This window comes from Rahnella sp. CFA14(1/10) (assembly GCF_004195095.1).
GTDB classification, from domain to species: domain Bacteria; phylum Pseudomonadota; class Gammaproteobacteria; order Enterobacterales; family Enterobacteriaceae; genus Rahnella; species Rahnella perminowiae.
In genome coordinates this window covers 38726-61059 of record NZ_SEWS01000004.1, presented here as the reverse complement: position 1 = coordinate 61059, position 22334 = coordinate 38726, and the positions used below count along the sequence as shown (strand labels likewise).

27 protein-coding genes are annotated in these 22334 nt (G+C 48.7%); 6 read left to right on the top strand and 21 right to left on the bottom strand.

Annotated elements, in window-relative coordinates:
* Positions 1-7: 7 nt before the first annotated feature.
* Genes virB11 through EVX52_RS09245 form a run of 4 tightly spaced genes read right to left on the bottom strand, consistent with a single transcriptional unit; the run spans position 8 to position 3888 of the window.
* Positions 8-1036 carry a P-type DNA transfer ATPase VirB11 gene (gene virB11, locus EVX52_RS09260; RefSeq protein WP_094898016.1) on the bottom strand — a complete coding sequence of 343 codons (1029 nt, stop codon included), beginning with the start codon at positions 1034-1036 and terminating at the stop codon, positions 8-10.
* Positions 1026-2321, bottom strand: coding sequence for a VirB10/TraB/TrbI family type IV secretion system protein (virB10, locus tag EVX52_RS09255; protein WP_094898017.1), 1296 nt, complete (start codon positions 2319-2321; stop codon positions 1026-1028). Before virB10 ends, virB11 begins: the two co-directional genes overlap by 11 nt.
* Positions 2318-3205 carry a P-type conjugative transfer protein VirB9 gene (gene virB9 / locus EVX52_RS09250; protein WP_049264837.1) on the bottom strand — a complete coding sequence of 296 codons (888 nt, stop codon included), beginning with the start codon at positions 3203-3205 and terminating at the stop codon, positions 2318-2320. The genes virB10 and virB9 overlap by 4 nt, the downstream gene beginning before the upstream one ends.
* Positions 3205-3888 carry a virB8 family protein gene (locus tag EVX52_RS09245; protein ID WP_049264838.1) on the bottom strand — a complete coding sequence of 228 codons (684 nt, stop codon included), beginning with the start codon at positions 3886-3888 and terminating at the stop codon, positions 3205-3207. The genes virB9 and EVX52_RS09245 overlap by 1 nt, the downstream gene beginning before the upstream one ends.
* Here EVX52_RS09245 and EVX52_RS25290 point away from each other — a divergent pair.
* The gene (locus EVX52_RS25290; protein WP_165385174.1) at positions 3887-4081 is read left to right on the top strand and encodes a hypothetical protein; all 195 of its coding nucleotides are present in this window, start codon (positions 3887-3889) and stop codon (positions 4079-4081) included. The two genes, EVX52_RS09245 and EVX52_RS25290, sit on opposite strands and share 2 nt — an antisense overlap.
* A 29-nt stretch (positions 4082-4110) precedes the next feature.
* On the opposite strand, the gene EVX52_RS09240 is transcribed toward EVX52_RS25290, so the two are convergent.
* From EVX52_RS09240 to EVX52_RS09180, 13 genes are all read right to left on the bottom strand, one after another.
* Positions 4111-5142: a type IV secretion system protein gene (locus EVX52_RS09240; RefSeq protein ID WP_094898018.1), complete on the bottom strand. Its 1032-nt coding sequence runs from the start codon at positions 5140-5142 to the stop codon at positions 4111-4113.
* 11 nt (positions 5143-5153) lie between these two features.
* Positions 5154-5378, bottom strand: coding sequence for an EexN family lipoprotein (locus tag EVX52_RS09235; RefSeq protein ID WP_071823624.1), 225 nt, complete (start codon positions 5376-5378; stop codon positions 5154-5156).
* 10 nt (positions 5379-5388) lie between these two features.
* A complete protein-coding gene (locus tag EVX52_RS09230) occupies positions 5389-6105 on the bottom strand; it encodes a type IV secretion system protein (RefSeq protein WP_049264912.1) in 717 nt (238 codons plus the stop codon).
* A gap of 23 nt (positions 6106-6128) precedes the next feature.
* A complete protein-coding gene (locus tag EVX52_RS09225; RefSeq protein WP_094898019.1) occupies positions 6129-8876 on the bottom strand; it encodes a VirB3 family type IV secretion system protein in 2748 nt (915 codons plus the stop codon).
* 11 nt (positions 8877-8887) lie between these two features.
* Positions 8888-9166: a TrbC/VirB2 family protein gene (locus tag EVX52_RS09220; RefSeq protein ID WP_047611357.1), complete on the bottom strand. Its 279-nt coding sequence runs from the start codon at positions 9164-9166 to the stop codon at positions 8888-8890.
* Positions 9166-9813, bottom strand: coding sequence for a lytic transglycosylase domain-containing protein (locus EVX52_RS09215; RefSeq protein ID WP_094898020.1), 648 nt, complete (start codon positions 9811-9813; stop codon positions 9166-9168). The genes EVX52_RS09220 and EVX52_RS09215 overlap by 1 nt, the downstream gene beginning before the upstream one ends.
* A gap of 68 nt (positions 9814-9881) precedes the next feature.
* Positions 9882-10103, bottom strand: a complete 222-nt coding sequence (locus EVX52_RS09210) for a hypothetical protein (RefSeq protein WP_094898021.1) — start codon at positions 10101-10103, stop codon at positions 9882-9884.
* 396 nt (positions 10104-10499) lie between these two features.
* Positions 10500-10709 (bottom strand): TraR/DksA family transcriptional regulator, encoded by a 210-nt coding sequence (locus EVX52_RS09205; RefSeq protein ID WP_009635174.1) that lies wholly within the window; start codon positions 10707-10709, stop codon positions 10500-10502.
* Positions 10699-11286 carry a DUF2857 domain-containing protein gene (locus tag EVX52_RS09200; RefSeq protein WP_094898022.1) on the bottom strand — a complete coding sequence of 196 codons (588 nt, stop codon included), beginning with the start codon at positions 11284-11286 and terminating at the stop codon, positions 10699-10701. The genes EVX52_RS09205 and EVX52_RS09200 overlap by 11 nt, the downstream gene beginning before the upstream one ends.
* Positions 11287-11300: 14 nt before the next feature.
* A complete protein-coding gene (locus tag EVX52_RS09195) occupies positions 11301-11495 on the bottom strand; it encodes an AlpA family transcriptional regulator (protein ID WP_009635172.1) in 195 nt (64 codons plus the stop codon).
* Positions 11496-11633: 138 nt separating this feature from the next.
* Positions 11634-12560 (bottom strand): hypothetical protein, encoded by a 927-nt coding sequence (locus tag EVX52_RS09190; protein ID WP_120150989.1) that lies wholly within the window; start codon positions 12558-12560, stop codon positions 11634-11636.
* A 220-nt stretch (positions 12561-12780) separates the two neighbouring features.
* The gene (locus tag EVX52_RS09185; RefSeq protein WP_024359931.1) at positions 12781-13974 is read right to left on the bottom strand and encodes an MFS transporter; all 1194 of its coding nucleotides are present in this window, start codon (positions 13972-13974) and stop codon (positions 12781-12783) included.
* A gap of 3 nt (positions 13975-13977) precedes the next feature.
* Positions 13978-14682: a type 1 glutamine amidotransferase domain-containing protein gene (locus EVX52_RS09180; RefSeq protein WP_094898024.1), complete on the bottom strand. Its 705-nt coding sequence runs from the start codon at positions 14680-14682 to the stop codon at positions 13978-13980.
* Positions 14683-14824: 142 nt separating this feature from the next.
* On the opposite strand from EVX52_RS09180, the gene EVX52_RS09175 reads away from it, so the two are divergent.
* Both EVX52_RS09175 and EVX52_RS09170 read left to right on the top strand, forming a co-directional pair.
* Entirely contained in the window at positions 14825-15742 is a 918-nt protein-coding gene (locus EVX52_RS09175; RefSeq protein ID WP_032693554.1) for a LysR family transcriptional regulator, read from the top strand.
* Between the two features lie 425 nt (positions 15743-16167).
* Positions 16168-17070 carry a LysR family transcriptional regulator gene (locus EVX52_RS09170; protein WP_015689822.1) on the top strand — a complete coding sequence of 301 codons (903 nt, stop codon included), beginning with the start codon at positions 16168-16170 and terminating at the stop codon, positions 17068-17070.
* A gap of 38 nt (positions 17071-17108) precedes the next feature.
* On the opposite strand, the gene EVX52_RS09165 is transcribed toward EVX52_RS09170, so the two are convergent.
* The 4 genes from EVX52_RS09165 to EVX52_RS09150 are packed head-to-tail and all read right to left on the bottom strand — an operon-like array spanning position 17109 to position 20086.
* Positions 17109-17990 (bottom strand): polysaccharide deacetylase, encoded by an 882-nt coding sequence (locus tag EVX52_RS09165; RefSeq protein WP_015689823.1) that lies wholly within the window; start codon positions 17988-17990, stop codon positions 17109-17111.
* A 43-nt stretch (positions 17991-18033) separates the two neighbouring features.
* Entirely contained in the window at positions 18034-18765 is a 732-nt protein-coding gene (locus tag EVX52_RS09160; RefSeq protein ID WP_024359928.1) for an HAD family hydrolase, read from the bottom strand.
* Between the two features lie 4 nt (positions 18766-18769).
* Positions 18770-19345 carry a DJ-1/PfpI family protein gene (locus tag EVX52_RS09155; RefSeq protein ID WP_094898025.1) on the bottom strand — a complete coding sequence of 192 codons (576 nt, stop codon included), beginning with the start codon at positions 19343-19345 and terminating at the stop codon, positions 18770-18772.
* Between the two features lie 21 nt (positions 19346-19366).
* Positions 19367-20086, bottom strand: a complete 720-nt coding sequence (locus EVX52_RS09150; protein ID WP_024359926.1) for a cupin domain-containing protein — start codon at positions 20084-20086, stop codon at positions 19367-19369.
* A 460-nt stretch (positions 20087-20546) separates the two neighbouring features.
* On the opposite strand from EVX52_RS09150, the gene EVX52_RS09145 reads away from it, so the two are divergent.
* The 3 genes from EVX52_RS09145 (at position 20547) to EVX52_RS09135 (ending at position 22215) form a co-directional block, all read left to right on the top strand.
* Positions 20547-21104, top strand: a complete 558-nt coding sequence (locus EVX52_RS09145) for an OsmC family protein (protein WP_129991140.1) — start codon at positions 20547-20549, stop codon at positions 21102-21104.
* Between the two features lie 183 nt (positions 21105-21287).
* Complete coding sequence (locus EVX52_RS09140; RefSeq protein WP_094898027.1) at positions 21288-21857, top strand: TetR/AcrR family transcriptional regulator; 570 nt, start codon at positions 21288-21290, stop codon at positions 21855-21857.
* Positions 21858-21873: 16 nt separating this feature from the next.
* A complete protein-coding gene (locus EVX52_RS09135) occupies positions 21874-22215 on the top strand; it encodes a carboxymuconolactone decarboxylase family protein (RefSeq protein ID WP_032693558.1) in 342 nt (113 codons plus the stop codon).
* The last annotated feature ends 119 nt before the right edge of the window (positions 22216-22334 follow it).

The window sequence follows — 22334 nt, the reverse complement described above, 5'->3', positions numbered from 1 at the left end:
ATTTTATTTACTGAATCCCTTTGCTGAATACACCTCTCATGTCATTAAGATGAAGGGGTTTAAAATAAACATCACTCATCCGGCGTATGTCACCGTGAATATCAATGCTGACTATCACATCAATGCTCTTAAGCACCTTGCGTAACAGCACCTCAAAAGGAATATTCTGGCAGTCGGGATTTTCATAACAGCGGTCAATTAACCCTTCAATACATTCTTCCGGGCTGCCCGCATGCAGGGAAGTCATTAATCCCTCATGCCCGGAACCGACGATTTTCAGTGCATCCCAGGCTTCCCGACCGCGAATTTCAGCCAGTAATATCCGGTCAGGGTTCATACGATAATTGGCGCGTATCAGCCTGCCGGGCGTGATAATGGCATTATCCCCGGCATCCGCCGGATAAAAGAGATGGACATAATTGGTGTGGTGATAGAACCGGATTTCGGGATTATCCTCGATGGTGGTCAGCCTGAGGTGCCGGGGAATAGAGTGCAGCAGCGTTTTCATATAGGTGGTTTTACCGGAGCCGGTTTCACCGACGATAAAAATCGTCTTGCCGTATTCCACTGCCTTTTCCATAAAGCGGGAAATATCCCCCCCTTGGTAATAGCGGGTCAGTTCAACATCTTTGCCTTCCGTTTGCTCCTTACCGGTCACCCGGTTATAAAATCCCGCATCAATCCATGACTGATGCGTTTTCTGCCCAAATGAGGGCTTGCGCAGCGTAATAGACACGGTATTGCGCTCACAGGCCGGGGGAATAATGGCCTGAATGCGCTCGCCTGATTCAAGCGTGGCGGAAAGGATCGGCGAGGTGTCGTCGATATTATCGTCCTGCCACGACGCCAGCGCTCTGGCAAAGGCGTAACACTGGCGCAGCGTAATCGGAGCTTCATGTCTTCGCCATTTCCCCCGGATTTTGGTATGCAGTTCACCCGGCCGGTTAACGGCAATTTCCGTCAGGCCGTCCTGCGCAATAAACTCACCAAACAGCTGGTTTTTCATAAAATCCAGCGACAGGTTTTCAGCGTTCATACCACCTCTTTTTCAGTCGCAGCTGCCAGACGGATGAGAAATCAATATCGGTGCCGGTCATGATGCCGATGACATCACCCTGATTCAGGTACAGGGTGGGCGGGATATTGATGCTGTTGTCCAGCGTCGTTTTCGCCATTTCCGCCGTGGCGGCGCGGGTGTTTTCGGTGTAGTCGGTATTGCGGTCTTTCCCCGGGGCAGCATCCGACGCCGCCGCAGCCACGTCCTGCACGGTACTGAGCATCAGGGCATTGCCGAAGCGCTCCCAGAAATGGTTGTCGATCCAGCCTGAGATCCCCGCCTCGCCGAGCGGGCCGCTGGCCTGCGTATCAGTTAGCGGGATTTGCAGGCTGCCGGGCTCAGGCGTACGCAGCTCCGTCCACAGCACAAACATCCGGCTACGTCCGTGTTGCAGCGCCCCGGTGCGGTAGATGCCACGGGCGACCGTTCCCGCCGGGATCAGCGTCACATGGTTGCTGGCGCTGTAAACATCTTCACTGACCAGGCAGGAAATATGCCCTCCGACATCGGACACGAAGCGCCACATCATCGAACACGGGATATAGCGGTCCACCGGGATATAGAGATCCGGATCGAGACCCAGTCGTCTGACGCCGGTGACACGGGCGACGCCCGGATTGTCGTTGTTACCCGTTTCCGGTGCGGCAGTCTCCGGGCAGCGCAGGCGGCCATCCTTTCCTCGGGGCAGTACTGACGGGCAGGATGTGTACGTTGTGGATGATGACCGACTGTCGGACGTTTCTGCGTTGCTGCGCGTTTCACCCGGGGACGTGCGTGCATTATCGCCCGGCATTGGTCGGGCGTTGTTCACTCCGTCAGCCAGCGCGGCTGCCTTGTTCAGGGCTGGTGGCAGGGTGGGTGCGGGAGTGGCGGCCTGGCGGGCAGGGTCTGTTCCGCCCTGTGCGCGCGGCCCGAACAGGCCAAACGGGTTACTGTCCATGCCCAGATTTTGACGCTCATGCAGCGTCTTCCCGGCAGAGGGCGGCGGCGCGGTGTCGGCTTCTTTCTCATTACCCCCTTTCAATGCACTGAAAAGACGATCGCCGCCGGATGCCAGGGCGATCACCAGCGTCAGACTCAGCAGGCTGAGGATCAGCGTGCGGCGACCGGATGCCTTACGAAAACGGGTCACTTCCGGCTGGCCGGGCGGTGTTCTTTGCTCCGGCTCCTGATACGCCATTGCCGCACGGGCGCGTTCGCGGGCTTCCGCTTCCCGCTCTGCGGTGGTTTTTTCCGGTTCATCCGGGACAGGTTTATCGGTCATTTGGCCTCCAGCGTAACGGACGGTGAAACAGTGTCGCTGCGGGTTATCGGAATGCCCCCGAATCCGTCGTTTTCGATCCCCACCACCGAGGTGCCGTAACGCAGCACCAGTTGTGGCGCTGCCGGCACTACCATCACGATGTAGTTACCCTGTTTAACCGTCCGGGGCGTGACTGCCTGCTCCTGTCCGTTAACCACCCGGAAAACGGAAGGCAGGGTTCTGCTGGGGGAAAAACCGATATATGCAAAACGACCATCATCCCAGGCAAAATCCGGTGCGATGGTGGCCGAACCGGCGGCGACCCGTTTGGTGTAGCGCCAGTTGCGCGGCGTGCTGGCCTGTCCGAATGCCGCCGCTATCTGCTGCTTCTCCTGTCTTTCCCGCTGCTGCGTCTGACGTGCGGCGCTGGCGGCGGCGGATTGCTGGCGAACCTCGGCCGGATAGTGGTAACGGATAACGAACGCCTGCGCGGGGGAATCGTGGTCCAGCACGTTCAGCTCCAGGCTGTAATCACGCTTTGAGGTCACCACGAAGAGGTTGGTCTTCCAGTCCTTTGCCGTGGGCAGGAACACCTGGCTGACGTTGTTGCCGCTGGCGTCCGTCACCGGCTGGGTGATGGGATTCGGGCTGACGTCCACCCGGTTATCACTTTTCGTTACCGTCCAGCCTTTGGGAAAGCCCGCTTGCGCATCAATCACAGCTTCATCGCCGTCAAACAGCAGCGTGGTGACATAGCCAGGGCGGGTATTCACCACGGTGGCGTTCTGGCTGTTATACGATACGTTCTGCATCCGGCTGTCATAGGCGCTGCCGCGCGGGGTGGCGGCGCTCCATGTCGCGCATGACGCCAGTAAGCCCGCCAGGAGCAGGATGTTTTTCAGCATCATTCGCTCCTCAGTTCTTTATCGCGCTGGTAGCTGGTGACGATAAAGCCCAGCGGGTTCACTTCACGCTGACTGTCCGTCAGTTGCTGATGCGGGACATAACGATAAGTCAGGCGGATATTCCAGAAGTCCGTTTTCACTGAATTATCAGAAATACGGCGAAGGGTACGCTTGATACGCAGGGTTGCCAGGTTATCCGGCCCGGTGGCAGGCGCATGCACATTAGAAATAATGTCGATATAGACGACATATTCGGCTTTATTAAAAATAACGTCCGGAGCCTGGTCGCCGTTAAACCCGTCCAGATAATCCCGGTTCACGCTGTCACTGTTAAATAACTGTACGTCGTCATAATCACGCTGGAGGGAGAAATAATTATACCCTTCGCGGAGTCTGACATAGTGTGCCGCCAGTGAATGGGCCAGCGCTTTTTCAGACGCAATATCCCGCTCTTTAATGCGGGTCATATACTCATATCGACCGGTCTGTTTATCCACCGACCACAATTCAATGTCAGTGGTTTTCAGCGGCAGCAGAATAATCATGGCCGTAATTGCCAGTGCAGCCAGAATCAGCCCGGCAGCGGCCACCCGCCAGGCGGTTTTGCGGGAACGCTCTTCCTTTTCCAGCAGGATGGATTCAAAAGAGCGGGAAACATTAATGATGCGCTGAATATCAGACATGGTGAGTCAGCTCCTGAATGATGGCGGGGGAATTCACCGGCTGGGGATCGCCGGACACCGGCGGGAGGTCGCTCTGATGCTGCGCGCAGCCCGTAAGCGCGCACAGCATCAGAAGCAAGATGCTGAATTTCATGGAAGCCTCTTATCGGATAAGTGCAGGAAAGCCGCACCGCTGGCAGAGGTTACGGTGTGACGGGGAAAAGAAATTAGCGGTCGGAAGGATTAACGGTGACGCTGCTGATTCTGGCGTTTCATGCTTTCGATGGCGGTGGCACGTTTCTGCCAGGCGTTCACGGCTTTGCCCGCCCCTGCGGCAATGAACCTGCCGGTTGTCGCGGCTGCTGCCATGCCACCTTTGGCGGTCAGTCGGCCCCCGGCCTTTATGCCGGGTCTGGCGACGTCGGCAGATTTGCTCGCCAGCCCGCTCAGTCCGCTCATGACTGCACCCTGTAACACGGCCTGCACGGCGGCACCGCCTAATGCGCTGGCAACTTTTGCCGAGAAGTAGATGATGACGCCTGAAATAACACCGGCGACACAGCACTGAACGCCGAGCGTGATGATATTGGCGTTATCCGCGAAATTGACCGCCTTATCCAATATTTCGTTCAGATAATTAATCACTATCCTGATTGATAATGCTGAAAACATAATCGTCAGAATAACGGTAAATATAGTTTTCAACCAGTTATTGAACATGGAGGTTAGGAATCTATATAGCAGGCAGAAAATAAAAATCGGCGCGGTAGTGGTCATTAATACTATTGTGATTTCGGCTAAAAGATTAACGGTCGAGCCGAATAGCAGGGTAACGATAGCGCCTCCCCAGACCAGAACTTCAGCAATCCCTCCGTTAAGTTTTACATAGTTGGAATCATCATTTTGATAAAGTTTTTGTCCGATTGCCTGTGCTTTTTCCCATACGGTATCGAGCAATGCCCAGACATTATCGTCGCCGCTGACACCATCTTTTAATCCATTAATGGCTGAGATGGCTAAATCCAGCCAACTGCCAAGATTTAAAACGAACGTCATGATCAACAACATTCGTCCGACATCCCATACGACATCTTCTATCGGGGTTTGAAGTTTTCCTGCCAGAGTCTGATACCCACGATAAGTGATAAATAATGTAAATGAACTGACGGCGATAACACTGATCATATTGCCGTACACGGAAGTTTGTCCCTGTAGTACGGCATTTAAACCGCCAGTGATAGTGTTGTTCATTCCAACAAACATACCACCTGACATAGGTCACCTCGTTAATTTAAATCGGGAACCTTTGCATTCCCCTGACGGAGTTCAAATCGTGCCTCACGTGCGTTTTTACAATCCATGGAATCATCACCGGATGATTCGCACGTCTTATATCGGATATTCATTTCATCCTGGTGTTCTTTATACCATTGCGTTGATTTCGGGTTATCACATCCTGTCAGTAATAAGAATCCTGAAATAATTGGAATCAACAAAATTGATGTTTTCATGTTTGCCCTCTCAATCATTAAAATCAGGAACAGGCGCGGCGAGTTGCTGCTCATTGAAAGCCTTTTGCCGCTGCTGAGTCAGCATAATGGAACGTTGCTCTGCCTGTTTGACTGACATTTCCCACTGGCTGGTCAGCGCATTCAATTGTACGCTTTTGGCTGCGATGGCGTTAGCCAGGTCCTGCGACTCTTTCGTATCCTGCGCATTAGCAATACGGTCTGATAAATCTGATATATCGTCGAGCGTGTCCGTGATCTTGTTTTCAACCTCGGACGTATTTTCTATCACTACAGCCTGATTCAGGATCATCTGTTTGCAGCTGTCCAGATAGCGTGGTGAAGCGCTGGACGGGTTACAGGTATCGAACGTTTTATATTTGTTATACAAGCTATTCAGTTCAGACGAATATGACCCGCTTTGGTTGCTCAGCAGGTCATCCAGTGAAATACCGTTTTGACGAAAATTTTCAATATCGGTTTTCAGACTTTTGGCCTCGCGGAGAAATGCCTGAACGTCCCGCACGCCCGTTGCCGTGGCTAATTGCTGCTTGTAGGCATCAAGTTCACTTCTGTAATGGGTGACGGTTTCCTGCCATTGCTGGAGTTTCTGGATCCACTGATTCATGGATTCGGTATTCTGTACGGCGTCGAATACCGGTATTCCGGCGCTCATCGCCTGGGTGGACATCAACAGCGAGAATGCCAGTATGAGTTTTCTGAACCGCATTTTCATTACCTCCGTCGTGAATATTACATGGCTTGTTCAAGGAAGGCGGCTTTCCAGTCATCAGGCTGCATACCTTCCTGATACAGGGTGTCGAACAGTTTCAGGTTGTCTTCGCTCCCGCTCAGCATTTTGGTGAGTTTCCCGAGGCCCGATAAATCCATTTTCGCCACAGCCACAAAAGGCCGGGTTTCACCTGCGCGTAATGGCGTTTTCAGAACCACCATGTAGCGCTCACCCGGATCGAGGTTTCTGACGATGTCGTACACGCTTTCCGGCACTTTCATCTTTTCCACGTAATCCGCCCGGCTGGCCTTCGGGTTGGCGAGAAAAATCTGCGTACTGCACTGCTCGATAATCGCCGGGGCAATAGGGTGCTTGACGATTTCGTCAGGTGACTGGGTGGCGGGGACGAAGATGCCGTTCAGCTTGCGGATCACTTTCAGCATATTGAGCGAGAAGCGGGAGAATTCGACATCGGCCAGCCATTTCCAGAACTCGTCCATGAACATCACCAGCCGGCGACCGTCCAGCAGGCCGGTGACGCGGTACAGCAGATAAAACGTGATGGGGCCGCGAACATCGTCATCATCGAGAAATTCCGTACCGTCGATACCAAAATTTTCGACGTCGCTGATGTTGAAGGTGTCCTCCTCATTGTCAAATACCCAGCCGAACTCGCCGCCCTGCGCCCACTGTTTAAGGCGAATACGTAGCCCGTTGATGCGGGCGTCGGGGGTTGGTGGCTCCGGCAGGACTTCCAGCAGCCGGGTGATACCGAATTTGCGGTATTCCGGCGGGTAGTCGAGCATAATGGTATCCACGGCGGCACTGATGCGCTCCTCATCGCGCGGATCGAGCGGCTTGCCGTTGCGGCCGCACAGCATGCGTACCAGCCGTTTGATAAAGCTGATATTCCGCCGGGTTGGGGCCAGCGAAAACGGGTTGAAACCGGTAGGCACGCCGGTGCGAATACGAAAATAACGCCCGCCCATCTGACGTATCGCCATCTCCGCCGCCCGGTCCTTATCAAAATACACCGTGGTGAACCGCTGGATTGTGGCTGAGGCGCTGAACGTCGCCGGATTGCGGTACTTCTGCATCAGTTGCTGCATCATGGTCATCAGCATCGTTTTCCCTGAGCCGGTTTTCCCGATAATCGCCGTATTACCCGGCGTTTTTTCGTTGAAGTCATCCCGCCCGCTCTGGCTGTCGTGCAGGTTCAGGTAATACCCGCCACCACCCGGTGATTTGAGGATGGCGATGGCATCGCCCCAGGGATTACCGCTCCGCTTGTGGGAATGAAAATTGTGCAGGCTCGCCAGGTCGGCAAAGTTCTGGCTGCTGACGGCCACCAGACGGGGGCGCAGCGTATACACCCCCGGCAGTTGCGCCAGGTACGCGGCGGGCAGCGACAGCGTGGACAGCGTCGTCATGATGCCGAGGTCGGCGAAAGGCTGTGCCAGCGCGTTGGCATCCTTCACCACCAGCTCGGGGCTGTCTGAAGATACCAGCAGGGAAAAGTGGTATTTTCCGCAGGAGACATGCCCGGACTGGAGCAGGTCACGCAACACAATCAGCTCTTCGCGCTGCGAAATGGCGTCGTCATCTGCCGAAGTCAGGCGCTTTTCCGCTAGGCGAATATGCTTCTGCGCCTCATCGCGGGCCATGCAGGTGAAGGACTGCGTCAGCACATACTCGCTTTCGGCATACAGCAGCGCGTCCAGCAGGCCGGTCGCGGTCTCCGGCGAATAATCTTTGATTTCCAGACTGCGGAAAAAGCGGGAGCCGCTGACCGTCTGGCACTCGGCGGTGTCGGTGGTAAAAAAGACATCCGGCGTGCTTAATGTTTCGTAAAATGGTGCACGCGTGACCGCCACCTTTTGCCATTGGCCAGTGAGCAGGCGGTGATAAAAGGACAGTTGGGCGGAATACACCCGCCGGTTTTCTTCATACATCCCCAGCGGCGTCGCCGTATAGCGGGACAGCGCCGAATCCAGCGCCTCCAGGTGTTCCAGCATTACTTTCAGGGCATCATCCAGCGCCGCTTTGCGTTTACCCGATGGCTGCGCCTTCATGGCCTGTTTCTCAAGCGGAGAGAAGGGCACATAGCAGACGGTGAAAAACAGCCGGTGCCGCCAGAACGGCTTTTCGTTGATCGGCTGGTAATACCGCCGGGTCACTTCATCAGAAAAGGGAATACCTGAATTCGCATCAAAGCCATCGTGGTATTTCTCCCGGATACGGTGAAGATAGAAAGTGACCGGCAGACCTTCATACGCACGAATAACATTATTGAGATGCGTCGCCATTAACGTCAGGTGATGTTCATCCTCGCAATCAAAAATGGTGCCCTCCAGCTCCCAGCTGGCAACCAAATCACCCTGGCGGTTTCTGATGACGTGCGGGTGAAGATGGGAGGAATACGGAATGTATTTATCCAGCGTAACGTGCTCGTTTAACTTCATTTTTTCAATAAACTCCGAGACGTCGACGGCGTCATATCGGTTTGCCAGCAGGGCATTGGCACCAAAATGTTTATTGGTGCCAAACCGGCCACGGGTTTTAAAGGCCAGCCAGAGCAGGCCGAAATAGTGAATATCGGTTCTGGCCTTTGCCTTCATCTCCAGCCAGGCGGGAATAAGCAGTAATATCAGGTAATAGCTGACATAGACCGCCAGCAGGACGATGGCCCCGCTGACCATCACGAACGGCACGAGGGGAATGCCGGCTATGGCGGCAGGTCGCGTCAGCGCTTTGTTCAGCGTAGCCATCGTTGCCTCCCTTATGACGCCCAGTAGGCACCGAAACCTGACGCACCGACGATAAGGATGGCGCCAATGATGACGTTGCGCATGTCATGCAGGCTCTTGCCGTCAAATAAGACTTTGTATCCCACCCACATGGTGGCTAGCGTGATGGTGACGGCGGCCAGTCCGAGCAGGCCGGTAGAGGTGTTGCTCAGCGTCTCATTGGCTTTATTAAACCCGCTGTCTGCTGCCAGCACCGGGCTTGCCATTAACAGGCAAGTGAGGACGGGCCAGTCAGTCTGTTTTCGTTTCATCATTGTTCCTCCTGGGGGCCGGGGATGGGTAACGCGCCGCGTATCACGGCGTTGGGGTAGCGCAGGGATGTCAGAACTGGCGTGGCGTTATCGGTAAGCTCGCCACGCATGACGGCGGTGGGGTAATGGATTTCAGGCACGAGCTTTTCGGCAGGAGGTCGCTGCCGGTCTTCCCGCGTTGACGGTACGGCGTAGCCGATGCGCTGGATGTAACTGGTCTGGTTAAACGCGGATTCCGGCTGTTGGCCGGTCGTGAAATTTCCTGAGTAGTAGCAACTGAGCGCACGCTTGAGGGAACCGCCGCGGTGGTAGCAGTCGGTGAGGATGTGCTCAAACACGGACAGGTTGGTACATGGGTCAAGAAGGTCACTGGCGGTCACGCCGTAATGACGGAAATTGGTGCTGGTGATTTGCATCAGCCCGACCGAATAACGTCGGCCCCGTGCCGCCAGCCGTCCGGTGAGACTGACGGCCTCATCCCTGCTGGTGGGGAAATGTGAAGTCACGGCTTTGCTACCGGGCAGAATTTCGGCGATGGCATACGGACTCAAACCGGATTCGACACGTGCCACATCAAGTGCCGTAGACGGGTGAACGCTGGCGGCGCACTGCATCGACAGCGTAAGAAAGGCTGTGGTGGATAGCATGGTGGCCTCTTAACAGTCAGCCCGGCGGGTGTATACCAAGCCCCTGCCGGAGGAAGGTCAAAAGCGGATTAAGCAGAGGCGGTATCCTGCGAAATGCCGCTATCTTCTCTGGGTTCAAGCAGCACCAGCTTGCCGGAGACAGCAATACCGGGTGTCAGCATGATATTCAGGCCAGACTTACCGTTATGAGCGAACGCCACGCCAACCTTGGTCCAATACGTGTTTATTTCGCCCTGTGCATCGGGTTGACTTTCCTGGGTGACAAATACGTGATAAATGGGTTTTCGCATGTGGCCTCCTCTACTAAAAACAACGATGAGTTAAAGAAATGTCACATCCCAATTCTGCATTCCGGTTTTAACGGGTCAGCGAGAACATTCAGCGGCACCCTGAATTGTGGTTTCGTGACAGCCCGAACCTTATTTTTAAAGAGCAACGCCTGATTCAGGCGAATTTACGTCAATACGGGTAACTATTATGTAATGACGCTTTCAGGATCAGATATCCGGGGCGGTATATAAACGATAAATTCAAAGTTAAAATGAGAGAGATGAATTAGCGGTAGAAGGGGATAAGCTTTGGGGTAAATAAATGGAAGTGAAATAGTTAATAAAGAAGACTGTGTATTCATAGTTAATGATAGAGACATGCAGGGGAAATATTCCTGCATGTCTCTGTGACCATTATTAACGTCTTCGGCGTTCAAGTTTTTCCTGACATTCCGTGCAGGTGGTTATGCCCGGAAGTGCCTGCCGTCGCTTTTCAGGAATGGGCTTACCGCATACACGACAATGGAATAATGATGGCGTAGACCCTGGCTTAAAACGACTCTGTTCAATCATATCCTCCAGTCGTTGCTCATTAAATTCCTGATCGCGGTCAATCTCATCTGGCATGGGCGGCCCTCCGGTCTGACGCCTCCTGTTCGCAAAGTGCGATACGCTTCCAGACGATGGTCAGTGACAACCCTTCGACTTTCGGCAGCAGGGTTTGCGTTACCTGCATCATGGCGGCCAACGCATCGGTCGATTCCAGGTTGGCCACCCGGCATTGTTGCCATTGCCGCCAGATGGCCGCATCCGTCTCTTCGTCCGGCTCTGGCGTCCGGCCATAAGGCACACGGACGCCCAGTAAGCGGCGGCGAAGGCAAACTTCGTTGGAGGTGAGGCCAAAATACTTATTGAGGAGCGCAATTGACCCACCCAGCCGGATAGCGTGGTTGATACGTTGCTGCTGCAGAACCTCCTCACGGGATTTCGCCAGAAGCAGGTGTAACGCGTCGTGATGAACCGTCACAGCCAAAAACTGCGCAGACTCCCGACTGAGGATAAACAGCTCGTCTAGTGATAATTGGTTGAGGGCATTCATTTCGTCGAAAGTGAATCCTAGCGATTCACAGTAACGAATGTTGCCCTCCTTCAATGCATGCAGGGCATCGGTTAATACGGCGTAATTAAGTGATGGGATAATCATGGTATTATCTCCCTTCAGCCTATTGAGCGGCGGACTAATTTAATATTGATCCATTCGTCAATTTCCGATTCGAGCCAGGCGACACTGGCCGGGCCAATCTTGATTGAGCGGGGGAAGGTGCCGTCTTTCATATACAGATAGATTTGAGAGCGCTTCAGGCCCGTTTTTTCCTCAACCTGTTTCAGACGTAATAACTGATGAGATGTCACGTTATTCTCCTGTGGCAGATATAGCGCTAGCCGGGAGATAACACGACAACACAAAGTCGTGGTGTGGAGAAAGTTGATTAGCCCGTATTACGGGAAATACAATCCTTAATACGGGTTTTCATAGCGAAGGGCATCATCTTACTTTTGTGTTGGCAGGGAAGGGGGCGAGCCGCGCTCAAGCGCAGTCTTGAGCGTGTCGCCACTGAATCGATCGGTAATGCCTTCCTCAGATGCCCATTGTTCAAAAATGGACAGTAGTTTATACGGTTGCATGATTAACGGACTGATAGTTTCATTATTTTTGCAGGCAAGCCAGAAGAGGCGTGATAGAGGGGTGGATATCCGAGTTGGAGACGGTTGAAGTATTTCTTTTTCGATCGGTTTGTTGATCAACTTATCAAGTTCACTTTTTCTGAGGACAAAGCAGGCATCACTCGGTAATTCATGCATAGGAAAATAATATTTATGCGAATCTTTCTTTGTAGCGTTTAGTATTATATCTTCGTAATCATCTGATGAAATATCTTTAGGTAGCCTTTTTACGTGTCGTTCGATTCTTTCATGCCATGTCATCTTTTCGAAAAGTTGAAACGATTCCCCCAATAAACAGACGGTAATACCATAATTATTCGACTTTGCTCCTGTTACAGGTGATGGTATCTTTAATGAATGTGCAAGTAAACGCTGTATAAGGACATATTCATAGCCGAGTAATGTTGTGTCAATGACTCTTTGTACAGGGTGGATATATCTTCCTTCAGTACTGAAAGTTAAATTGTTCTCGTTGACAAAGGAACTTTCGGCAGGCATGAATGATTTCATCGTTGACGAATTTTTTATTGGTCTTAGCTTTAATTTATGATTTCGTGATTTAATTTTCCTCAATATTACTGGGGATTGAAAATATATTGAAAACCGAATTTTCCCTTGCAGAGCAAATCGATAAAAATCACTTTTTCTTATTTTACACCCATTCAATGCATTGAGAAGTCTTACCGCCTCCCTTATAGTTATCCAGTCTGGAATTCCATCTCTAATGTTTAGGCAAGTTGGATTGTCTGACATAATACATCTCCTTTCACACAATGATATTGCTGATGAATTTCGCTGTGTTTTTGAAAGATGTTTAAAATTCTGATTGATATGAAATAGATCAGAATGACATGGGCGGATTTTATAAAATAAAAAATAACCTATGTTTGGTTGTGACATTTTTCAAAGAGGTAAAATAAAATGGCTCAGTGATTTGGTGTTCACTGAGCCATTTTAAATGCTATGTGTACTATCAGGAGTAATCGGAGGTGGTGCGTCTTTTATTAGAATTTATTTGTAATAACATCCATAAAATACCAACGATTACTACTCCGCCTCCAACCCAAGTAGGGCTTGTAAGACCAGTAACATCCAGTGCTACCCCCCCCAATAGCGACCCTAATGCAATTCCTCCGTTAAAACCGGCAATATTCAGTCCTGCTGCCACAGCTGGAGCTTCAGGTGCATGTATGTGAGATAGCCCTATCACTCTTGCTTGCATTGAGGGGACCGCTGCGTATGTCAATGCTCCAAGCAACCCAATAAACAGTGCCATTAACATTAAGGATGAGACAGAGAACCACATAGCAAAGAGGACGATCGCCAGACCAATAAGAATTGTCATCACGGCACGATCTGCACCTTGCTTGTCAGTCAGGCGACCACCCCAAACATTCCCGATAGCGGCCATCACGCCGTAGACCAACATAAGCAAACTACTCGTACGCTCGTCTACATGCGTTACCTGAAGTAGAATCGGGGAAATATACGTATACAGGGCAAAAGATCCTGCATAGGCCAAAACTGTAATTCCTGCTCCCGCAAGCAGTAGTGGGTTGAACATGGCTTTTAAACCGTCCATGGCATTTGCTTGCAAGGAGGGATCATTTTGATCCGTGGGCATCAGCATTGCCAATCCAATGAAACCGATCGCTCCACTTGCCGTTACTGCCATGAATATAGACTGCCAACTCAACAGACTACCGATGTAGGTACCAAGTGGTACGCCTAATGCCAACGCAATTGTAAGACCGCCAAAAACGACCGAAACAGCGGCGCCAGCACGATGTCGCCCAGCCAGTTGGGTTGCCACACTTGAAGCAACAGCAAGAAACACTCCGTGCCCTAAACCGGAAGCAAATCGTGCAATCAACATAGGCGTTAGGGACTCAGACGCACCGACGATACCATTGCCAACTGTAAACAGGCCCATAGCAACAAGTAATAATCTTTTACGAGGCCATCGTGTTGCCAACGCAGTTAATCCCGGAGCACCAATTACGGCACCGAGGGCGTAGGCTGTCACCGCTGTACCTACATGACTGACACTGACGTTTAGATCAGCTGATATCCTGGAAACTAAGCCGATCGTGACAAATTCAGTGAATCCCAAAGCAAAAGCGCAGAGTGCAAAGACATATATAACAAAAGGCATGCGTTCTTTCATAACTCAGGCTCTTCTATTTTCAATAGAAGCCAACAAAGGCAGCATTGCCTCAGCGACTCCTTTTGCGGAAGCGGGATTCTGTCCGGTCACTAATCTCTCGCTGACAATCACCTGTGGCTGAAAATTTGCGGTTGCAAGATGCTCAGCACCTCTTTGCTTCAGCGTGTCTTCAAGTAAGAATGGAACAATGTCGTACAACCCTACAGCACGTTCTTCATCGTTGGTAAAAGCTGACACCTTTTTGCCCGCAACCAGATATTCATTATCGGAAAGCCGAATATTCACCAATCCGGCGGGGCCATGACAAACCGCAGCGACAACGCCACCCTTTTCATAAATTCGTGATGAAACACCCGCCAACTCTATATTGTCAGGGAGATCCCACATCGTCGCATGCCCTCCTGCATAGTAGACGGCGTCATAGACGTCAGGATCAATCTGCGAGGGTTTTAATGTGGTTTTAGTTGCCTCGCGTAAGGAATCATTATTCCAAAAGGAGGCGTTAACCGGATCGCTGAGGTCTAAACCGTCAACATGTGTCTTGCCTCCCTTGGGACTCACGAAATCAATTTCATATCCTTCTTTTGTGAGTACATCGTAGGGGTGAGACACCTCAGAAAGATAGAAACCACTGGGTGCGGCATCTTTACTCTCGGCTTGACCTTTACGGTCATGGCTGGTCAATACAAACAGGATACGTTTGGGCATTTTAACTTCCTCTATATGGGGGGACTTAAAGCAAAATTCTTCTGATTGCATGCGACATAACAGACTTGTCATATTGAGTCTTATTGTGGAACAATCTATTTATCCTTTAAATAGACCTAAACGGACAAACACTTACCCCAAAATGAACAAAATAAACTTGAGAAATGACGACCTTGAAGTGTTTTTACACGTCGTCGACAGAAACAATTTCTCTGCCGCAGCACGAGACCTACAGATACTCCCCAAGATGGTGAGCAAGCAGATAGCCAGGCTGGAAACTGCACTTGGCACTACACTTTTTGAAAGAAACACCCGTAATCTACGTATTACAGACGAGGGCAGAGCTATAGCTGAGAGGGCTCGCGTAGCGTTGGCCGTTCTGGATGAGATGAAGGAACTTTCCCGAGGGGATAGTGAGGAGTTAAGCGGAAATATTCGTTTGACTGCGCCCGCACCGTTTGGCCGAAAATATGTTGCTCCTGCGATCGCTGCATTCTGCCAAGTACATCCGAGGGTGGGCTTTGATTTAAGGTTATCTGACCAAATCCAGGATCTTTACAGTGGTGATTTCGATCTGGCTATTCGTATGGGGGATCTGGCTGATTCTCGCCTTCTGGCCAGAAAAATAGCAAATAATAGACGTATTCTCATCGCATCGTCCGAATATCTGAAGAATCATCCACCCATTGAGCGACCAGAAGATCTTTTAAATCACAACTGCTTAGTATTCGCTTACCCGGGTTTTTTACACAACTCATGGACGTTACGTAAAGCCGGTCATGAAAGAAGCATCAGCGTTACTGGCAACCTTATCAGTGACAACGGAGACGTATTGCATGCCTGGAGTTTGGCGGGGCTTGGCATATCTCTTCGAGAAACTTGGGATATTCATGATGAATTGAGAGCTGGGAAACTTTGCCGAGTTCTGCCTGATTGGGAAGCAAACACATCTCAGATCAGTGTTGTCCGGGCGCGGCGAGAACCAATACCCCGTAGGCTAAGTGTATTTATTGATTTCATGACTGAAAAATGGAAACGGGCACCATGGGATGATGATTAATGTTCCGAGAGGTAGTCCGAACCGGTCTAAAAGAAGCTAACCGCTTCGCTGACCAACGGAATTTGTGATAACTCGATTTGAGTTGAGGTCGTCAACGTTAATAGATAAAAATACAATGATTGTTTAGTCAATTTAAAGGTTTAGCGACTATCACTCCCCAGAGTATGTAATAGAAGACAACACGCCAATCCGAATCTCATGGCATGCTTGAAACCTTAATGCCAACCAGTATAACGCACGTAAAATATAGGTATATCAATGGGTTATCTTGATATGTTCTATCCTTGCCCTATAAAATCCTTTAATTGTTAAAATAAGTTAATATGTATAGAAGCATTAACGGAACATGTTTATAACATAATACTGTGCAGGCTTTCGATTTTATGTCGTAATCGGAGAGCTTCAGGCTCTTAAGGATGCGCAGTATGAGCTATCTGGTTCAGTTACGAAGTTTTGTTGAAGTATACAAAGCTGGTTCGATTTCAAAAGCGGCAATGCGGTTGGGCATAAGCCAGCCTGCAATGTCTGCCCACATTCATTCACTTGAGGCTTTTACCGGGTGTGTTCTCTTTACTCGTCGTTCACATGGTGTGGTGGCTACAGTGGATGGGGAGGAATTGGCGAGATTGGTGGCTTCAGATTTAGAAACTATTGAACTGAAGTTGTCGATGCTTAGATCACGTACAAGAAAGTCCTCGGGGACAGTATCTTTCATCGGGCCAGCAGAATTAATGTGGTCAAAATTACCGTACTTGGTGAAAATATTATTCAATGAAGGTATTAAATTTAAAGTTTTGACAGGAAATAGGAAGCGCATATACAGCTGTCTTCTGGACGGAAGTTGTCAACTAGGTTTCACAACTTCTATGCCGGATAAACAAAAATTTGGATATGCTGAAATTGGAATGGAAAAGTTAATAGTTGTGGTAGCGTCACTCATAGCAGACAACTTCAAAGAAAATGAGGACGTGATTGATACGCTGTCGAAGCTTCCTCTAATAGCTTACGATGAACAGTTACCCTTGATAAGGGAAGTTTTCCAGGATTCTTCGCGATTTTTTGCACTGCTTCGTCCGTCTATTACTGTACCGGATTTGCGGATTTTAGAAAGAATGATCCGAGAAAATATTGGTTGGACTGTGATGCCTGAGTATTTATGCGCCCAAAGCATAGCAGGAGGTCAGATCGTTGAAGTGAATGTCCATGAGAGACTCCCTATAAATTCAATCTATTTGGTATGGATTGATAGCTCATTACGTAACCCACTCGTTTCAGGAATAAGAGACAGAATTCTCGAACTATCAAAAAATAGCGGATTTATGGTTTGAGATACATAAAACAGGCAGCCTTATCGGCTGCCGTGTCATTATTTTATCCGTGGAGATCGCTTGGCAAAGTCATCTGCAATGTCATTCAATTTTAGGAATTTCACCCCTGGATGACCAAGCATATGAGTTAAGAGGCGTTCGAGCATCATTAACACGTGCGGGCGTCCAGATACGTCCGGGTGAATCGTAAAAGTAAAGATCGCATATTCATGCTCACGGTAGACCCAATCAAATTGATCTCTCCACAACTGTTCGATGTCCCTGGGATTCATGAAACCTTGGCTGTTGGGTTTTGTTTTCATGAACATGAAAGGAGGAATATCGTCGATTGTCCAACTGGCGGGTAATTCAATAAGGTCCGTCTCTTCTCCGCGTACCAGCGGTTTCATCCATTCGGTCGGTGTCTTGGAATAATCTATCTTGGTCCAGGAATCACCTTTCCTGACATAATAAGGCTGATGATCATGATGCATTAGTGAATGGTCATATTTGATGCCATTTTCTAATAGAAGATCTGTGGTTACAGGAGAAAATTCCCACCATGGAGCGACATACCCAGTAGGTCTCTTCCCTGTTAATTTTGTGACCATGTCAATGCCTTTTAGAAGGACTTCTCTTTCTTGGTCAGGCGACATAGATATTGGGTTTTCATGACTGTAATTATGAACCCCTACCTCATGTCCAGCATTGACAACTGCTTCCATTTGCCGAGGAAAGGTTTCGATGGAATGACCAGGCATAAACCAGGTGGTGGGGATATTAAACTGGTCAAATAGATTCAGAAGACGTGGAGTACCTACTTCGCCAGCGAACATACCGCGAGATATATCGCTTGGAGAATCTTCTCCCCCATAAGAAGATAGCCAGCCTGCAACGGCATCTACACCCACTCCAAAACCACATAGTATTTCTTTCGCCATGAGTTATTACTCCTCATACAGAAAAAATTGAAATAATATTGCGTTAAGAGGGTTTCTTGACTAATTTCAAGAGATCCTCGGTATCTAATTCATTAATTCCTTTTTGAAGTGCCATTAATTTATGCTCAGGGATGTTGTATCCCCAATTAGCCCAAAATGATTGAATGCCATGATCTAATGCATCAATAACATTTTGGATATTGTCATCAATAAATAGAATATCCTCGTTTTTATCGAAGGCTATTGATTTTAGCAAGGTAAGAGTCTTGTTTTTGTCAGTCATCCTCCCATATATTTTATTCGCGGGTATGTTTAAACCATATTTACTTAGAATGTATAATATAGACTCTTCATCCTTTCCTGATACAATATAGATATCATTAGCTGTTTCAAATAAATTTGAAACATCCAATAGCGGACGGTGTAGTTCAGCCCAAAAATCAGGGTAGAGACTTCTTGCCAGCTTCCTATAATGGATGAACTTATCCCTGAATATTTTCTTATCTTCAGTTGGAATTGATTCATATATAGCAGTGAATCTGTCATTATCTATAGCTTCATTACCAAATTCAGTGAATGAGGCAATAAAGTGACCGTCATGGCGTACAAAATTCCTTAATTTCCTGAATCGTTTAGCCATCAGGCGTGGGATGTTTTGAAGTACATCTTGGTTAAAATCACTGAGAGGTCTGTCATGTAATACATTCCATGTAATTAGCATGCATTCGTCTACTCCATCAACCACGACCCCGTCGAAATCCATTGCTATTAACATCGAATTATACCACCAGCGGTTCTTTAAGAGTTTCGCCGCGCTTCCATCTATCTATTGCATCGAATGTCTGACGCATAAATTTTCCACATTCAGCATAATAGGAGCAAGTTATGATATTCCCGTCGACAACTACATCTGCTTCAATTACATTGGCGCCGGAATTAATCATATCGTCTTTCAGACCAACATAAGCGCAGGTGAGTTTGTCTCTTAGAATACCGGCAGAAATCATAATCCAGGGACCATGGCAGAGCCCAGCCACAACTTTCCCCTGTATTACCATCTGCTTTAGAAAATCTTTAACTCTCTGATCTTGGCGAACTCTATCAGGCGCTTCATGACCGCCAGTGAGAATAACAGCATCAAAATCAGTGGCGTTGAGTTGATCAAAATTAATATTGTCTTTGGATCTTTTATCCATAGGAACAGTGATGCCATATTTCCCTGTCACTGCACTTCCATCCTTTGTTGCAATAGATATATCGTATCCTTCCTCTTTAGAACGATAGTAAGTATAAACTACATCGTGATCCTGAAAACCTGGACCAGTGATTATCACTACTCGTGTCGGATTAGACATGTTATTTTCCTTCTTATTGCGTTACGGGACGTTAATTAAAAATACATTCTGACCACAGTACATTTCTGAGATGGCATCTTTAGCTCGTAGGATATGAATCTTTCCCATTAGATGGCTTTTTACATCTAATGAAATAAAAATAAAATCATCCTCGTCATTCAACATTTTTCTATCAAGATTTTTGACGGAAAAGTATGCTAATTTGTGTAGGTCATGTTCTCTGATCAATGTGCCTGCAGCTATCTGTTGCAAAGGAGGTAAAAGATCATGTTCCTGTGATTTCTTTTCATATGCCATATTTTGCCGGCCATAATTATCTTTAAGTCTGAGTAAGTCGAATTTGTTTCTTGGATTTTCAACTTCGATTAATTCGATGCCTGATTTTCCCGAAATAGTCTGATGGAATACACCTTTTGCAATATATATGCTGTCCCCAGATTTTAACGCCTGATGTGTACCATCAAGAAATCTGGTCTCGCCATCACCATGTAGGCATATAAGGACGGTGTCTTTGAGTATATGACAATGCATTGAAGTGGATTGATTCTTTGATATATGAAGGCGCCATACATCAAAAATAGAATCACAATAAACTCTATACTCATATCCCCATGGTTTTTCTATGAATCCATTGAGATGTAAGTCTTTCTCAAATGACTCACCATTATTTGAAGTTGAAAGTAGGATTTTGTTTATTTCAAGCAAGTCATATACATTTGGAGTCCGGTTGTGGATTTCCATATGGTCGCTCCCCCGCTAATTGAATTGCTGAATGTTGATTTCACTTCGGTCAATCGTTCTGTGATTTCAGTCTATAACGGTTATTTAGTACGAGAGAAATAACTTTTATGATGATTGCCTATATTGTTTCTTTTGATCAGTCCTTCATACTCAATAATTACTGAAAACTATGCTTCTATACTTGGGTACTGTTAAAGATGCATAGATTCTATGCCGTCAGGAGGTCATAGCTCACAAGCGATTAAGATGCTTAGCAAGATGCCGAACTCGGACGTCAGCACGATACATCGCATAATGTAGATATCGCAGCGTTTACGTCCCTGTTTGTAGCTCTATCTTAAGAAGTTGCCCCCATAGTGGTAGACAACACCTCAATCTTAAAGTAATCTACCATCTAGTAGGTTGATTGCGTTTGGCACCAACCTTATCTTTGAGATCACTCGACACTTCAGGAGTTGTCATGACTAATTCAAAAAAACCTTTTGCTGACGCTAATGTTATTCGCGGTACACGAGAAGCTATTCGCCAGCAGCCAGAGCTGGGCAATCTCACCTTTAACATGAAGAGTAAATCCAACGGTGGGGTATCCGTCCGGGTGGAAACTCATGCGACTATCCAGAACGGCCAGGTTGATACCAGTCGCGCCGGAAAATTTGCTAATGTTGGCGATGAACCTGCTGATTTATCGGGTACTGATAGCGGTATGGGCCCAGCTGAGTACATTTTGCAGGCACTTGCCGGCTGTTATACCGCGACTCTGACTGTGATGGCGGCAGAAAAGGGCATTGAGCTTGATGGTATTGAACTTGACCTGAACTTCGACATTAATCTGAACGGTTTCCTGGGTCTTGACGAAAAAGTTCGCAACGGGGCGAAAGCGATCCGTGTTGGCGTTAAGCTCTCCAGTCCGACCGCCAGCCGTGAACAGCTTGAAGAAATGGTTCGTGCACTGCCAGAAAGCTCGCCGATCCACGATACGTTGGCGAACCCGGTCAATATTGATACTCGGTTGGCGTAGGTAAAGCTCAGAGAGGGAAATGACTGAACACTGTCATTTCCCTACTGCCTGATGGCTATTAACTCCGACCAAAACGCGTTATCAGAGAAGGTTAAATTACTGTTGTGAACTGATGTCCCCTTGCAGGGAACAACAGGCGCAGATAATATCTACCAACTAGTAGATTATAATTGTGAGGATTATATGTCAGTCATGACACGAGAAAGGCTTCTGAATGAAGCGGACCATCTGATGCGCGAACGGGGTTACTCTGCATTCAGCTATGCTGATTTGTCAAAGAGCATTGGTATCACTAAGGCCAGTATTCATCACCACTTCCCAACCAAAGATGTTTTGGGCGAACAAGTGGTGATTCAGGCCCATACCGATACCAAAAACCGATTTGAACAGATTGAAGCGACGGAGAATACGGTTGCGCAGATGCTTACCGCCTACGTGGAGCTTTTCATCGAAAGCTATCGCACGTCGCGTATGCCGCTGTGCTGTGCTTTGTCTTCGGAAATGGCCAATCTGCCACCGAATATCAGAGTTCGGGCGACCGAATATTTCGATATGCAGATTGCCTGGCTGACCAGGATTGTCAGCCGTGGCGTTGATGCAGGGGAGCTGACTGCTGACCTGCTGCCATCAAAAATGGCTCTGCTTATTTTGAATTTATGCGAGGGCGCCAGCGTTGTTTCCCGGGCGATTAATAAGCCTGAGCTTTTCAACGATACGCTTGAACAGATCCTAATGATTGTTAAAAGAAAATAATTCTGGAGATGACCCCATGTTAGATTGGAATGAATACCGCTCAGAAGTGATGCAACGTGTTGGTGATCTGGGTAAGTTGACCCCGGAAACACTAAAAGGCGTCATGGCTTTGGGCAACGCCGGCAATAAGACCAACCTCCTGGGCGCGAAAGTGCGTGAACTGATTGCACTGGCTTGTGCGGTGACGACTCGCTGTGATGGTTGCATCGCCGTCCATGCCGAAGCTGCCGTTAAAGCTGGCGCCACAGAAGAAGAAATTGCTGAAGCCCTGGGTGTGGCAATCAACCTAAATGCAGGCGCTGCCGTTGTCTATTCCGCACGTACGCTGGATGCGATTAAGCAACTGAAAGCGCAATAGTTATCGCGTTGAAAATATAAAAGGGCATGACTGCCCTTTTTTCACTTCTGACATACATTTTCATCATGCTCTCTGGCATTAGGTCTGATATGGCTTACATTGCCCTTTATCAGAACGAA